Origin of the sequence: Mesoflavibacter zeaxanthinifaciens subsp. sabulilitoris (genome assembly GCF_014191595.1) — a bacterium.
GTDB lineage: Bacteria > Bacteroidota > Bacteroidia > Flavobacteriales > Flavobacteriaceae > Mesoflavibacter > Mesoflavibacter zeaxanthinifaciens.
On sequence record NZ_JACHWV010000002.1, the window covers coordinates 22,332 to 36,073 of the forward strand.

Here is a 13,742-nt window from a genome sequence, read left to right on the forward strand (position 1 = left end):
ATGATCAATAAAAATCTAGTTCTAAAAAGAGAAAATAACAAACCAATTGTTTGGGATGCCTTTTTTAACAATAATGACAACAAAAAACCACTAGTTATTTTTTGTCATGGATACAAAGGTTTTAAAGATTGGGGCGCATGGGATTTGGTTGCAGAAGCCTTCATGAAAGCCAATTTATTTTTTGTAAAGTTTAATTTTTCACATAACGGAGGAACGGTTGAACAACCTATAGATTTTCCGGATTTAGAAGCATTTGCAGAAAATAACTACTCTAAAGAACTTGACGATTTGGATGATATAATTACGTTTTTAACTTCTGAAGAAAATGAATTTTTAGATCAAATTGATATTAATAATATTTCTGTTATTGGACATTCTCGTGGTGGCGGAATTTCGATTTTAAAAACAAATGAAGACCAACGTATTAAAAAGCTAATTACTTGGGCTAGTGTAAGCAGCTTTGGCAAACGCACATCTACTACAGGTAATTTAGAACAATGGAAAAAGGATGGAGTTAAATACGTTTTAAACGGAAGAACAAACCAAAAAATGCCTCATAATTTTCAATTTTATCTGGATTTTAAAGCTAATGAGCAACGCTTTAATATTGAAAATGCTGTAAAAAATATTACTGTGCCTCACTTAATCATTCATGCAAAAGATGATGCCTCGGTTTTATACCAAGAAGCAATAAACTTAAACAATTGGAATCCAAAAAGTGAACTGTTTACAATAGATAACAGTAATCATGTTTTTGATGCAAAACATCCTTGGAAAGAAAAGGATATGCCTAATAATTTAGAAAAAGTAATTAATAAAACAATAGCTTTTATTAAGCGTTAAGCTATCTTAAGTTTTGGCTTTATACTAAATTGGTTTATTTTATCAAACAACTCGTTTTTGTCAATTGGTTTAGTCATATAATCATTCATCCCAATTTCTAACACACGGTCTTTAGTTTTAGGCATAGCATCTGCAGTTACTGCAATTATTGCAATATCTTTATTTAATGTACTTATTTTTCCTTCTCTAATGGCTTTTGTGGCTTCATAACCATCCATAATTGGCATTTGTAAATCCATTAAAACTAGATCATATGTATTATTATTTAATTCGTCTAAAGCTTCTTTACCGTTTTCAACAATAGTAAAATTAAAACTTAGGTTAGCGCTTAATAGCTTTTTCATTACCATTTGGTTTAGTCGGTTATCTTCTACAACTAAGATTTGTATACTTTTTTCTTGACTAGGCTGTTGTTCTTTTTGTACTTGTGCTTCTTCTTGAACAACTTGTAACGGTATATCTATATAAACATTTGTACCCTTATTTAACTTACTTTCTATAGAAATAGTACCTTCAAACAAGTTTACTAGATTTTCTACTATATTTAAACCTAAACCAATACCTCCAAATTGACGTTTATGATTATTGCGCATTTGGTTAAAACTGTTAAACACATTGTTTTTAACTTCTTCTGTCATACCAATTCCTGTGTCAGAAATCTGTATAGAAAATCGGTTAAAACCATTGGGTTGGCTTGAACATTTTAATTTAAAAACTATGGTGCCTTCTAAAGTAAATTTTACTGCATTACTTAATACATTATTTATAATTTGAATAAATCGCTCTGCATCTCCTTCTACAGTTTCTGGTATTTCAGAATCAATTTCAAATATATAGTTTAGTCCTTTTTTATTTGCTTCTACTTTCCAGTTATCACTTATATCTGTAATTAACTGTTTTGGTTTAAACTTATTAGTGTTTAATCTAAGTTGGTTAGACTCTATCTTCTCAAAATCTAAAATATCGTTTACATTGCTTAAAAGACTTAAGGATGCGTTTTTAATAGTTTGATATTGTTCTTTTACTTCTGGATCATTAGTGTCTAAATTTGATTGTACAATACCTAAAATAGCATTAATTGGTGTCCTAAGCTCATGACTCATATTAGACATAAAATAGGACTTTAACTCACTTATTTCTTTTGTTCTTATAAGCGCTAACTCTTGAGAAGATTCGTTTTCTAATCTTAATTTTTTAATCAAATTTGTCATAGAAAGCGATAAGAAAATAACCTCTAATCCTGATCCAAACTTTGCGCTATTTAAAGTATAAAAATTATTAGGCAGCAAGCTTAAGTTATTCATTACAAAACCTAAAAGACCTATTACTAAAAAGAATATCCCTACTGAAAAGAAAGGATCAATTTTTACCTTTTTAACTTTTAAAATAGTTAAAGATGTTAATATTAACAATAAACTTATTAGGCCATTTAAATTACTTAAAGGATAAACAGCTTCCATAGTTATAGGCGAAATTACTGTCATTATAAAAAGTACAGCAATAGCAATATAAATACCATTAAAAATGTTTTTTAGAACTTTTAAACGTTTATCAATTTTTAAAAAATGTTCGCAATACTTTAAAAGAAAAAAGTTAGATAGTAATGCTGAAACTAAAACTGCCTTGCTGTTAAAAAAACCTGCATTAGTAAAGATATATTGATAAATAAATCCATCTAAAGCTCCTTGCATAAGTGCAATAGATAATACATAGCAACTATAATATAAGAAGGTTTTGTTAGATAAACTGCTATAAAAAAACAAATAAACAATACCTGCTAAAAACAAAATACCGTAAAACAAACCTAAAAACAATTGCTGTTTGTAATTTGCTATTAAAAATTCGCTTTCGGTATAAAGGTTTAAAGGTACATTTATAGTTTCGCCATCACTACTTAATTCTAAATAAAAATCTTTTACAGTATTTGGCTCTAATTGAAGTTTAAAAACTGTTGATCTATGTGCTACTTGACGCTTATTAAACGGAATTTGATCTCCGCTTTGATATTTTGTAACACTACCTTTATTTAGTATGTACAAATTAGCTAAATCTGTTACTGGTCTTGCTGTTTCTAAATAATAGGTGTTTTTACTAGATGATGTGTTTTCTAAACTAAATGATACCCAATAATTTGAAGACGTAAAACCTAAACTTAGATTGTCTGATGGTATAGGTTTAAAACCAAGATTTTTAGAAGCAACAACATCTTCAATTGACAACGTGTTATCTTCTACATTTACAAAACTAGCGTATTGGTAAAGTTTTCCTTTAGAGGTTTTTGGGTTGAATACAATTTTATCTTGCGCAAAAGTTACCGCACAAAACAAAGCTAATAACAGCCAGGTTAGTTTTTTCATATTAGGTTAAGTTTAGGTTACTTACGAAAATGGGGCTTTGTAAGTTTTATAAATAAACCTATAAAACGTTTAACTGTTTAAAAAAATAGTTTAAGACTAAATATATTCGTTAAAAAGCAAAAGTCGAGCAACTTAGCTCGACCTTTTAAATAAAAATTTTATATAAAATTTTAAATTATTTTATTCCGCTTAATACTAAAACAGGTAATGTTGAAGAGTGAAAATCTTTCTTTAAAATCGAATTTTTCTCCCACAGTTTAGCAAAAAAACCACGCTTACGTCTAACCACACATAACAAATCAGGATCATTATCCTTATAATGCTCTAGCACACCTTGAAACGTTGTGGCATTTTCAGATTTTGTAGTTTTTGTAATCATGTTACTCAGTTCTTCATTTACATCAAAATCTCCTTCGTTATAAAAAGGTGTTTTTACTAAAAGTAGATTTACAATAGATTTATATTGTGCTTTAATATCTTGTAATGGTTTTAAAACGCCTTCTTTTTTGATAGTAGCAGATTTTAAAGCCATTAAAATATAAATGATTGGTCTGTATTTATAACCTTCAGGTACAATTAAAGCTGGTATATTGGTTTGCTTGATTATTTTTCCAGAGGTTTTCCCTAAGTAAACTTCATCTTTAATAGAATTGGTTCTTGGCTCTAATAAAATTAAATCGATATCTAAAGACTTACAAACTAACTCTAATGTATCAATTAGTTTTCCTTTAAACGTTTTAATAACAACTTCAACGTTTTTTGTATTCACTTTAGATACATGATTTTCTAAAAACTCCATGCTTTCTCTTTCTAAAATATGATCTACTTTAATCATTGTACCTGATTTTGTGTAGACATTATAAATTTGTACTACATATAATTTTGCACCAAAAGCTTGTGCAAAATCTACCGCATATTGTAAATGACTTTGTGCATTTTTTGAAGAACCAACAGGTACTAAAATAGATTTCATAAATAAATGGTTTAGGTTACAAAAGTACAGATTTTTTATTCACTTAAATTTAAATAAAGTTTTACGACCTTTGGCATTAACTTTTATCAAAGTGAAAACTAAAATTAGCTTAAAGCATATCAACAAATTAGCAATTCCTGCATTAATTGCTGGCATATCAGAGCCTATATTATCACTTACAGACGCAGCTGTAGTTGGTAATGTAGACCTAAATGCTACCGAATCTTTAGCTGCTATTGGTATTGTTACAACGTTTATCTCTATGCTTATTTGGGTTTTAGGACAAACACGTAGTGCTATATCCTCAATAATTTCTCAACATCTTGGTGCAAATGCTTTAGACCAAGTAAGACAATTACCTGCTCAAGCAATTTTTTTGATTACATCTTTAAGTATATTTATTATTGCCATAACCTATCCTCTAGCTGCACCAATTTTTAAACTATATAATGCCGAAAACTTAATTTTAGATTACAGTGTAGAGTATTATAGAATACGCGTATTAGGATTTCCGTTTACACTTTTTGTTATTGCTGTTTTTGGAACATTTAGAGGATTACAAAATACGTACTACCCAATGGTTATAGCTATTTCTGGAGCTGCATTAAACGTAATTTTAGATTTCATTTTAGTATATGGAATAGATGGTGTAATTACTGGTCAACACATTAAAGGTGCTGCTTATGCAAGTTTAATTGCTCAAGTTTTTATGGCTTTATTTTCGGCATATTTACTGCTTACAAAAACAAGTATTCCTTTGCGATTTAGCTTTCCTTTAAATCCGCAGATTAAAAATTTTGCACTTATGATTTTAAATCTGTTTATACGCACATTAGCACTAAACATTACGCTTTACCTTGCTACAAAATATGCTACAGGATATGGCAAAAACTATATTGCCGCTTATACTATAGCAATTAATTTATGGTTTTTAGGTGCTTTTATTATTGACGGTTATGCTAGCGCTGGTAATATTTTATCAGGAAAATTATTTGGTCAAAAAAATTACAATCAACTAATCAAACTAAGTAACAAATTAATTAAGTATGGTATTTATCTTGGAATAACTGTTGCCATAATTTGTAGTATCTTATACTATCCTATTGGAAGAATTTTTACAGACGAAAGTAATGTTTTAAACCAGTTTTACAGCGTATTTTGGATTGTTCTAGCAATGCAACCTTTATGTGCTTTAGCATTTATTTTTGATGGAATATTTAAAGGTTTAGGTAAGATGAAGGTTTTACGTAATGTATTACTTCTGTCAACATTTTTAGTCTTTATTCCTATACTTTTTATTGTAGATTATTTTGACTTAAAATTGCACGGTATCTTTATTGCGTTTACCTTTTGGATTATTGCTCGTGGTTTACCATTAATAATAATTTTCAGAAAACAATTTTTACCGCTAACACAAAACAACTAACTTTACAACACAATTAGTTTTAGATTATGCTTATAGGTTTATTACAACAAGTTGATATTGAAGAAAAAATTAAAAATGCTCCAAATAACAGTTATGAAATTGGTGTCTTTATTGGTTCTTTCTTACCGCTAATTGTTTTAGTATTATTAGCATACTTTCTTTACAGATACAACAAAAACAGAAACAACAATTAGTTATGAATAGAATATTTTTACTACTAGCTATCGTACTTATAATCGTTTATTTTTACAATAAACGCAGACGCTACTAACGGGTCTTAAGCCAACCTGTAATACTTAAACGTTTTGTGTTTACAGGTTTAACTTCGTGCTCTATAATTTGGCTTTCAAAAATAACAACTCGTCCTGGTAAAGGGTAAATTATTTTATCATTTTCAGGATTGTTTTCATCTAGATATAACACCAATTCGCCACCATTTTCTGGTTGACAATCTTCGTGATTTAGATAACAGACAAAAGATAACTTACGCCTATCGTCGTTTTTAAAAGTATCTAAATGACGCTTATAAAACGTACCTGTTGGATAAATAGCGTAATGAAATTCTTTATGCAAAATACCCATAAAACAAGTCTTATTTAAATAATTAACCAAGTGATTAATCTTATTAAAAAATAAGCTTTCAGAAGGATTAGCTCTTGCTTCGTCCATCCATAAAATTACATCACCTCTAATAGATTTAGCAATTACCTCATCAAACTTATTTCCAATAGCAGCTTTTTTAAACGCATCTTCTTGGTATTTTTCTAATAAAGATGTTCTTAAAATATCTACTTCAGTGTCATCAAAAAAATGGTCAATTACACAATATTTTTGATGTGCAATATCGTCTATAATCCTTTCATATAAAGGAACTTCGACAAAATCGATAGCTTCAAAAAGCTGACTCATTAGCCAATTATTTTAAAAAAAGTGCGCAAATGTAAACTAAAAACTAATTGGTTTTACAAAATCAATATCTTTGTAGCATAAAATTAATGTATGTCAAACATCAGAATAACAAAACAATTCTCTTTTGAAACTGGTCATGCGCTTTATGGCTACGACGGTAAATGCAAAAATGTTCATGGTCACAGCTACAAACTAGACGTAACCGTGATAGGACAACCTATTACAGATACTAAAAATGTAAAGTTTGGTATGGTCATAGATTTTGGTGACCTTAAAAAAATTGTAAAAGAAGAAATTGTAGACGTTTTTGACCATGCGACTGTATTTAATAAAAATACACCTCATGTAGAATTAGCAAAAGAACTTCAAGATAGAGGTCATGATGTTTTACTAGTAGATTATCAACCAACAAGCGAAATGATGGTTATTGATTTTGCTAAAAAAATTAAAGACAGACTACCAAATACTATCAAATTACATTCTTTAAAACTTTCTGAAACTGCAACCAGTTACGCACAATGGTATGCAAGTGATAATGAATAAGCCTATTAACATACACGTTCCTAAGGGAAAGAAAATATACTTTGCATCAGACAATCATCTTGGTGCGCCAACCAAAGCAGCATCTTTACCTAGAGAGAAAAAATTTGTGGCTTGGTTAGATGAAGTAAAACAAGATGCAGCTGCTATTTTTTTATTAGGCGATTTGTTTGATTTTTGGATGGAATATCGCAATGTCGTCCCAAAAGGCTTTACAAGAACATTGGGCAAATTAGCCGAGATTACAGATTCTGGAATACCTGTTTATTTTTTTGTTGGTAATCATGATTTATGGATGAATGGTTATTTTGAAGAAGAATTAAATATACCTGTTTACCATAAACCACAAGAATTTACCTTTAATAACACATCTTTTTTTATAGGTCATGGCGACGGATTAGGACCTGGTGATAAAGGGTATAAGCGCATGAAGAAGTTGTTTACCAATCCTATTTCTAAATGGATGTTTAAAAGATTGTTACATCCGGATTTTGCAATGCGTTTAGGTAATTATTTATCAGTAAAAAACAAGCTTATTTCTGGTGATGATGACGCTAAGTTTTTAGGCGAAGACAATGAATGGCTGGTACAATATTGCAAAAGAAAACTGGAAGACAAACACCGCGATTATTTTGTGTTTGGTCACAGACATTTACCTTTAAATATTGACCTGACCCAAAACTCTAAATACATCAATCTTGGCGATTGGATACAATATTATACTTATGGTGTTTTTGATGGTGAAAAAATGGAGCTTAAAACGTTTAAGTCATAATAAAATTAAAAAACAGAGCTAAAAGGAATATTATAGCTATAAAAACAAAAGCTATAATTAAGTATAGTTTTACCATCTTACTTTGATCATTGAAATCTGAAACCAAATTTGATTCTACAGTGGCAACAATTTCATTGTTTATGATAATATTATCAACTTTTTTATGATCAGAATCAAGAAATACAAATCTTACTTTATCACCAAAATAATCATTTTCAACATAATAGTTTATTTCTTTTTTATCTAATTCAGATTCAAATAATATCTTATCCTTAAAAGAAATCATTAACTTATAATGATTTTCAATATTATCTTCTGTCTTCATCTTAAACTAAAAAACTAATCCAATAATGCGTCTAAAGTCAATACATCTAGATTACCATCTGGAAAAAGATTGCGTTTCTTTTCAAATTCTATTATGGCATTTCTGGTAATTGTATGATAAACACCATCTAATTCTAAATCAAATCCTTTTTTAACTAACAGCTTTTGCACTTCGTAAATAAAAGCACTTTTTTCGCCTAATCTAACTTTAGGATTTGCTGCATACATGCTTTTTATTTTAGATTTAAAAATAGCGTTACTATCAGGTTTTGTGTTATTTCCTTCAAGTTTTAACTTAATTAAATCGTTAGTTAATCCTTCATCTTTTAATTGTTTAGAGGCTTCTAACTTAGCTTCGTAATACTTGACTTTTGCTAACTTTTTTCGATATTCGTTAACTACAAATGTTGTAGATTCATCGTCATCTTCTGGAGATTTTACGTTAATTTCATTTACATTCCATTGCATGTTAGCAAAACCATTTAAAGCTTGTACTGCTTCAAAATAACTATAAACTACATCTTGATTATAATACTCTAAATCAATATTTTCACTTGATTTATAGTTAAAGTTATCTGGATGAAAACGTTGATATTCTTTGTACTGATTATAAGCAAAAATTAATACGATAATGGCAATTAAAGCGATGATTAGTTTTTTCATAAGTCAAAAAGATTAGCTTGCGAATTTCAAATATAAAAGAAATTTAAATTGAATTACACGTTGTGATCTTCAATATCTTCAGTAAGATCTAATTCTCTTAGCGTTTTATTTTTAGCTCCAATAGCAACAACAGTAACTAATGTCATTATTCCGCCAAAAATAACAGCGACAGAAGGACCTAAAATTTTTGCAGCCAAACCGCTTTCAAAAGCACCAAGCTCGTTAGACGATCCAACAAACATACTATTTACAGACGCAACACGACCACGCATATGATCTGGCGTTTTTAACTGCAAAATGGTTTGTCTAATTACCATAGAAACGCCATCTGTTACTCCAGAAAAGAATAGTGCTAACACACTTAACCAAAATAATTTTGAAGCTCCAAATACGATAATACAAATACCAAAACCAAAAATTGAAATTAATAATTTTTTACCTGCATCTTTATTAACTGGTAAATAGGTAGTAATAAACATAGTTAAAATACTTCCGATAGAAATAGAAGCATTAAGCACACCAAATCCTTTAGAACCAACTTCTAAAATATCTTGCGCAAACACCGATAAAAGTGCTACTGTACCTCCAAATAAAACGGCAATCATGTCTAATGTTAGTGCGCCTAAAATGGCTTTATTACTAAACACAAATTGTAAACCAACTTTTAAACTTTTCCCTACAGACTCGCCAATATTTGGGTTTAAAATAGGTTTCTTTTTAATCTTGAACGTAATTAGCAATGCAAAGGTAACTAGAGCAAAAACAATACAAAGTGTTTTATCAACACCTATCCAATCTATTGAAAATCCTGCAAATAATGCTCCGGTTACGGTAGCTGCTTTCCATGTACTACTACTCCAAGTTGCTGCATTTGGGTAGATTTTTTTGGGAACAATAAGCGCAATTAATGAAAAGATAGTTGGTCCAAAAAACGAGCGTAAAAATCCGCCAAAAAACACCAAAGCATAAATACAGTATAAAATGTTTTGTGTTTCCCAATCGCCAACCACTTTATCCCAAGTCAATAAAAACAAGCCTAAACTAATTAATGAAAATGCAGCAATACAAATAGCTAGCAAGTTTCGTTTTTCTTTTTGGTCTACAATATGTCCTGCAAATAATGCCATAGTAAAGGCTGGAATAATCTCCATAAACCCTATTAAACCTAAGTATAACGGGTCTTTAGTTAAAGAATACACTTCCCATTCTATCACAATAAATTGCATAGACCAACCAAAAACTAAGGCAAATCTTAACAATAAAAAGATGTTGAATTCTTTAATACGAAGTGCTGCGTACGGATCGTTTTTTTGCATGCTATCCTTTTATATCTCTAATTTTAAGTTGAAGCGATACGTTACCTTGCCAATGGTTTTCGTCTACAGAATATACAGCACTAAACAGTTGCTTGTTTTTTATAAGATGTAACTTTTCACCTAAATTAAAACCAATACATACAAATTGTTTACCCGATTGCGTTGCTGTAAATCTTAAGTGCGTTTTATCTTCGCCAACACATTTCCCATAACCTGTATCTTTTAGGTTATCGGTCATAAAAATTGGTGTCATATTTCCTGGTCCAAATGGTGCAAACTGGCGGATAATCCGCATTAGTTTATCATCTATTTGGTTTAAATTTATTGCTAAATCTACTTTTATTTCTGGCGTTAGTAGGTTTTTATCTATGGTTTTAGAAACCTCATCTTCAAAAGCTTGTTTAAACGCTTCGTAGTTTTCTTCTTTAAGGGTTAATCCTGCTGCGTATTTATGTCCGCCAAATTGCTCGATATGTTCGGCGCAACCTTGTAACGCATTATACACATCAAATCCAGAAACCGATCTAGCAGAAGCAGCTAACTTATCGCCACTTTTTGTAAATACTAAGGTTGGTCTGTAATAGGTTTCGATTAACCGAGATGCCACAATACCAATCACACCTTTGTGCCAATGTTCTTGATACACTACGGTTGTTAAACGGTTTTCTTCATTTTCAGACTTTATTAACTCTAATGCTTCTTGGGTTATGCTTTGGTCGGCTTCTCTCCTATCGGTATTAAATGCTTCTATTTCTTCAGCATATTGTATGGCTGTTTGTAAATTATTTTCGGTTAAAAGATCTACAGCGTATTGCCCATGTTTCATCCTTCCGGCAGCATTAATACGTGGCGCGATGATAAAAACAACGTCGGTAATGGTTAGCTCATCTTTTTTTATCTGATTAATTATGGCTTTAAAACCTGCACGAGGTTGCGCATTTATAACCTGTAAACCAAAGTAAGCTAACACTCTGTTTTCGCCTGTAATTGGGACAATATCTGCACCAATTGCTGTGGCAACTAAATCTAAATATGGGATTAAATCGTTTAAAGTTTCGTCAAATTTGTTAGCTATAGCTTGTATTAATTTAAAACCTACGCCACAACCACAAAGTTCTTTGTAAGGATATGTACAATCTTCTTGTTTTGGGTCTAAAACCGCTACAGCATTTGGTACTTGATTACCTGGTCTATGGTGATCGCAAATAATAAAATCGATACCTTTTTCTTTAGCATAGTCTATTTTATCTAGTGCTTTAATACCGCAGTCTAATGCGACGATTAAACTGAAATCATTATCGTCTGCAAAATCAATTCCTTTGTAAGAGACGCCATAACCTTCATCATACCTATCCGGAATATAAGTTGCGACATTTGCAGTTTTGGTCTTTAAATAGGAAGACATTAACGCTACTGATGTTGTTCCGTCAACATCATAATCGCCATATACCAATATGTTTTCGCCGTCTTTAATTGCTTGCAAAATTCTAATCACTGCTTTGTCCATATCTTTCATTAAATATGGGTCGTGAAGATGCTCTAAACTAGGTCTAAAAAAGTGCTTGGCGTCTTCAAACGTTTCTATACCGCGTTGTACTAAAAGCGTTGCAATTGCTTCATCTACATTTAAAGATTGTTGCAGTTGTTTGACAATTTCTGGGTTTGGTTTTGGCTTTAATGTCCAGCGCATAGTGGAAGTGAAAAGTGTCTTAAATATTTAAAGTGACTAAAGTGGAAAATGATTATTTGTTATGAAATTTAATGTCTGTTTTTACGTCGGCAAATTGTCTAAACATTTCCATAACGCCGCAATATTTTTCGACAGATAATTGTACTGCTCTGTTAATTCTTTCTTCGTTTAAATCGCTTCCTGTAAAGTGATAGGTTACCCAAACAGTTTTATAGTATTTTGGATGTTCTTCGGTAAGCTCGCCTTCAACTTCCATTTTAAAATCGTCAACCTCAACTTTCATTTTTTCTAAAATAGAAACAACATCTAAGCCTGAACAACCTGCTAAAGAAGAAAGCATCATTGCTTTTGGTGATAGACCTTGACGCTTCTGTCCTTCTACATCGGTATCCATTAAAACATGATGATTACTTGGGTTATCAGAATCGAATAGCATTCCGCCTTTCCAACTAGTTGTGATTTTATGTGTCATTTTTAAGAATTTTTTCGTTTATTGAATGTATCAAAAATACATCATAAAATTTAGAAAACCCATGCCTTTAGTAAACCCTTTACACGCAGATCACGATTTAGAAACCAAAGCACTTGCAGACTTTTTTAATGAGACACTTGGCTTTTGCCCAAACTCGGTTTTAACCATGCAACACAGACCTGCAATAAGTAAAGCGTTTATTAATTTGAACAAAGCAGTTATGGCTAATGAAGGTAAAGTGACTTCTGCTTTAAAACGAATGATTGCTTGGGTTAGCAGTAACGCAACAGGTTGTAGATATTGTCAAGCTCATGCCATTAGAGCTGCAGAACGTTATGGTGCAGAACAAGAACAATTAGATAATATTTGGGATTATAAAACGCATCCTGCGTTTAGTGCTGCCGAACGTGCTGCGTTAGATTTTAGTTTAGCCGCAAGTCAAATACCAAATGCGGTTGATGAGACTATTAAAACAGAATTATACAAATATTGGAATGAAGGTGAAATTGTAGAAATGCTTGGAGTAATTAGCCTTTTTGGTTATTTAAACCGTTGGAATGACAGCATGGCAACAACCTTAGAGCATGATGCTATTGATAGCGGAAAACAACATTTAGGTAAACATGGTTTTGAGGTTGGGAAGCATGTTTAACTAGTTGACAGTTTTCAGTAGTAGTAAGTATAATTAATAAGGTTTTACTTTTTCCCTCCAACACAAATTACAATTTCTCCTTTTGGTGGCTTATTGGTGTAGTATTCTAAAACTTCTTTGGCTGAACCGCGTATGGTTTCTTCATACAATTTGGTAAGTTCTCTAGAAACTGAAACTGGTCTGTCTTCTCCAAAATACTCGCAAAAATTGGTTAATGTTTTTATTAATTTATGCGGACTTTCATAAAATATGATGGTTCTGGTTTCTTCAGCTAAAAATAAAAGTCGGGTTTGTCTTCCTTTTTTTACTGGTAAAAACCCTTCAAAAACAAACTTGTCGTTTGGTAAACCACTATTAACTAATGCTGGGACAAATGCTGTTGCGCCTGGTAAACATTCTACTTCAATATTATTTTCAATACACGCTCTAGTTAGTAAAAATCCTGGGTCTGAAATTGCTGGTGTACCTGCATCACTAATCAATGCAATGGTTGTTCCTGCTTTTAATTTTTGCACCAAACTTTCAACCGTTTTATGCTCGTTATGCATATGGTGACTTTGCATTGGTGTACTAATTTCAAAATGCTTTAATAATTTACCTGATGTACGAGTATCTTCAGCTAAAATTATATCAACTTCTTTTAAAACTTCAATCGCTCTAAAAGTGATGTCTTTTAAATTTCCTATTGGTGTTGGTACAATGTAGAGTTTACCCATTTTATTTTGAAATATTATTCAAATTTACAATCTTTTAATATATTATGAAGCAACCTTTTGCTATTTTAGTCATCTATTAATAAACC

At 30.9% G+C, this 13,742-nt stretch carries 15 protein-coding genes; 6 read left to right on the forward strand and 9 right to left on the reverse strand.

Annotated elements, in window-relative coordinates; all coding sequences use genetic code 11:
- Entirely contained in the window at positions 1-843 is an 843-nt protein-coding gene (locus FHS04_RS02860; RefSeq protein ID WP_106680915.1) for an alpha/beta hydrolase family protein, read from the forward strand.
- Here FHS04_RS02860 and FHS04_RS02865 read toward each other — a convergent pair.
- Both FHS04_RS02865 and FHS04_RS02870 read right to left on the reverse strand, forming a co-directional pair.
- Complete coding sequence (locus FHS04_RS02865) at positions 840-3,200, reverse strand: hybrid sensor histidine kinase/response regulator (protein WP_106680913.1); 2,361 nt, start codon at positions 3,198-3,200, stop codon at positions 840-842. The two genes, FHS04_RS02860 and FHS04_RS02865, sit on opposite strands and share 4 nt — an antisense overlap.
- 175 nt (positions 3,201-3,375) lie before the next feature.
- Positions 3,376-4,173, reverse strand: a complete 798-nt coding sequence (locus FHS04_RS02870; protein WP_106680911.1) for a universal stress protein — start codon at positions 4,171-4,173, stop codon at positions 3,376-3,378.
- Between the two features lie 91 nt (positions 4,174-4,264).
- Between FHS04_RS02870 and FHS04_RS02875 the strand changes: the two genes are divergently transcribed.
- Both FHS04_RS02875 and FHS04_RS02880 read left to right on the forward strand, forming a co-directional pair.
- Positions 4,265-5,599 carry an MATE family efflux transporter gene (locus FHS04_RS02875; protein ID WP_106680909.1) on the forward strand — a complete coding sequence of 445 codons (1,335 nt, stop codon included), beginning with the start codon at positions 4,265-4,267 and terminating at the stop codon, positions 5,597-5,599.
- 26 nt (positions 5,600-5,625) lie between these two features.
- Positions 5,626-5,793, forward strand: a complete 168-nt coding sequence (locus FHS04_RS02880; RefSeq protein ID WP_181256147.1) for a hypothetical protein — start codon at positions 5,626-5,628, stop codon at positions 5,791-5,793.
- 73 nt (positions 5,794-5,866) lie between these two features.
- On the opposite strand, the gene FHS04_RS02885 is transcribed toward FHS04_RS02880, so the two are convergent.
- A complete protein-coding gene (locus FHS04_RS02885) occupies positions 5,867-6,508 on the reverse strand; it encodes a 2OG-Fe(II) oxygenase (protein WP_106680907.1) in 642 nt (213 codons plus the stop codon).
- 90 nt (positions 6,509-6,598) lie between these two features.
- Between FHS04_RS02885 and FHS04_RS02890 the strand changes: the two genes are divergently transcribed.
- Together FHS04_RS02890 and FHS04_RS02895 are read left to right on the forward strand one after the other, a co-directional pair.
- Positions 6,599-7,051 (forward strand): 6-pyruvoyl trahydropterin synthase family protein, encoded by a 453-nt coding sequence (locus FHS04_RS02890; protein WP_106680905.1) that lies wholly within the window; start codon positions 6,599-6,601, stop codon positions 7,049-7,051.
- Positions 7,052-7,061: 10 nt separating this feature from the next.
- Positions 7,062-7,823 (forward strand): UDP-2,3-diacylglucosamine diphosphatase, encoded by a 762-nt coding sequence (locus FHS04_RS02895; protein WP_106680965.1) that lies wholly within the window; start codon positions 7,062-7,064, stop codon positions 7,821-7,823.
- Here the strand turns inward: FHS04_RS02895 and FHS04_RS02900 are convergent.
- From FHS04_RS02900 to FHS04_RS02920, 5 genes are read right to left on the reverse strand one after another with little or no spacing between them, the layout of a single operon-like run.
- On the reverse strand, positions 7,813-8,148 hold the full coding sequence (locus tag FHS04_RS02900; RefSeq protein ID WP_106680903.1) for a hypothetical protein: 336 nt from the start codon (positions 8,146-8,148) through the stop codon (positions 7,813-7,815). The two genes, FHS04_RS02895 and FHS04_RS02900, sit on opposite strands and share 11 nt — an antisense overlap.
- A gap of 14 nt (positions 8,149-8,162) precedes the next feature.
- Complete coding sequence (locus FHS04_RS02905; protein WP_106680901.1) at positions 8,163-8,810, reverse strand: peptidoglycan-binding domain-containing protein; 648 nt, start codon at positions 8,808-8,810, stop codon at positions 8,163-8,165.
- Between the two features lie 53 nt (positions 8,811-8,863).
- Complete coding sequence (locus FHS04_RS02910) at positions 8,864-10,126, reverse strand: MFS transporter (protein WP_106680898.1); 1,263 nt, start codon at positions 10,124-10,126, stop codon at positions 8,864-8,866.
- Between the two features lies 1 nt (position 10,127).
- On the reverse strand, positions 10,128-11,816 hold the full coding sequence (gene recJ / locus FHS04_RS02915) for a single-stranded-DNA-specific exonuclease RecJ (RefSeq protein WP_106680895.1): 1,689 nt from the start codon (positions 11,814-11,816) through the stop codon (positions 10,128-10,130).
- A 52-nt stretch (positions 11,817-11,868) separates the two neighbouring features.
- Positions 11,869-12,288: an OsmC family protein gene (locus tag FHS04_RS02920; protein WP_106680893.1), complete on the reverse strand. Its 420-nt coding sequence runs from the start codon at positions 12,286-12,288 to the stop codon at positions 11,869-11,871.
- Between the two features lie 61 nt (positions 12,289-12,349).
- Here FHS04_RS02920 and FHS04_RS02925 point away from each other — a divergent pair, with 61 nt between their 5' ends.
- Positions 12,350-12,940: a carboxymuconolactone decarboxylase family protein gene (locus FHS04_RS02925; protein ID WP_106680963.1), complete on the forward strand. Its 591-nt coding sequence runs from the start codon at positions 12,350-12,352 to the stop codon at positions 12,938-12,940.
- Between the two features lie 44 nt (positions 12,941-12,984).
- Here FHS04_RS02925 and rsmI read toward each other — a convergent pair whose 3' ends face one another.
- Complete coding sequence (gene rsmI, locus FHS04_RS02930) at positions 12,985-13,656, reverse strand: 16S rRNA (cytidine(1402)-2'-O)-methyltransferase (protein WP_106680890.1); 672 nt, start codon at positions 13,654-13,656, stop codon at positions 12,985-12,987.
- Between the last annotated feature and the right edge of the window lie 86 nt (positions 13,657-13,742).

Coding starts and splice junctions, on each gene's coding strand:
- FHS04_RS02885 (WP_106680907.1), bottom strand. CDS start 6,508: ATGAGTCAGCTTTTTGAAGCTATCGATTTTGTCGAAGTTCCTTTATAT.
- FHS04_RS02905 (WP_106680901.1), bottom strand. CDS start 8,810: ATGAAAAAACTAATCATCGCTTTAATTGCCATTATCGTATTAATTTTT.
- FHS04_RS02900 (WP_106680903.1), bottom strand. CDS start 8,148: ATGAAGACAGAAGATAATATTGAAAATCATTATAAGTTAATGATTTCT.
- FHS04_RS02925 (WP_106680963.1), top strand. CDS start 12,350: ATGCCTTTAGTAAACCCTTTACACGCAGATCACGATTTAGAAACCAAA.
- rsmI (WP_106680890.1), bottom strand. CDS start 13,656: ATGGGTAAACTCTACATTGTACCAACACCAATAGGAAATTTAAAAGAC.
- FHS04_RS02890 (WP_106680905.1), top strand. CDS start 6,599: ATGTCAAACATCAGAATAACAAAACAATTCTCTTTTGAAACTGGTCAT.
- FHS04_RS02870 (WP_106680911.1), bottom strand. CDS start 4,173: ATGAAATCTATTTTAGTACCTGTTGGTTCTTCAAAAAATGCACAAAGT.
- FHS04_RS02860 (WP_106680915.1), top strand. CDS start 1: ATGATCAATAAAAATCTAGTTCTAAAAAGAGAAAATAACAAACCAATT.
- FHS04_RS02880 (WP_181256147.1), top strand. CDS start 5,626: ATGCTTATAGGTTTATTACAACAAGTTGATATTGAAGAAAAAATTAAA.
- FHS04_RS02865 (WP_106680913.1), bottom strand. CDS start 3,200: ATGAAAAAACTAACCTGGCTGTTATTAGCTTTGTTTTGTGCGGTAACT.
- FHS04_RS02910 (WP_106680898.1), bottom strand. CDS start 10,126: ATGCAAAAAAACGATCCGTACGCAGCACTTCGTATTAAAGAATTCAAC.
- FHS04_RS02920 (WP_106680893.1), bottom strand. CDS start 12,288: ATGACACATAAAATCACAACTAGTTGGAAAGGCGGAATGCTATTCGAT.
- recJ (WP_106680895.1), bottom strand. CDS start 11,816: ATGCGCTGGACATTAAAGCCAAAACCAAACCCAGAAATTGTCAAACAA.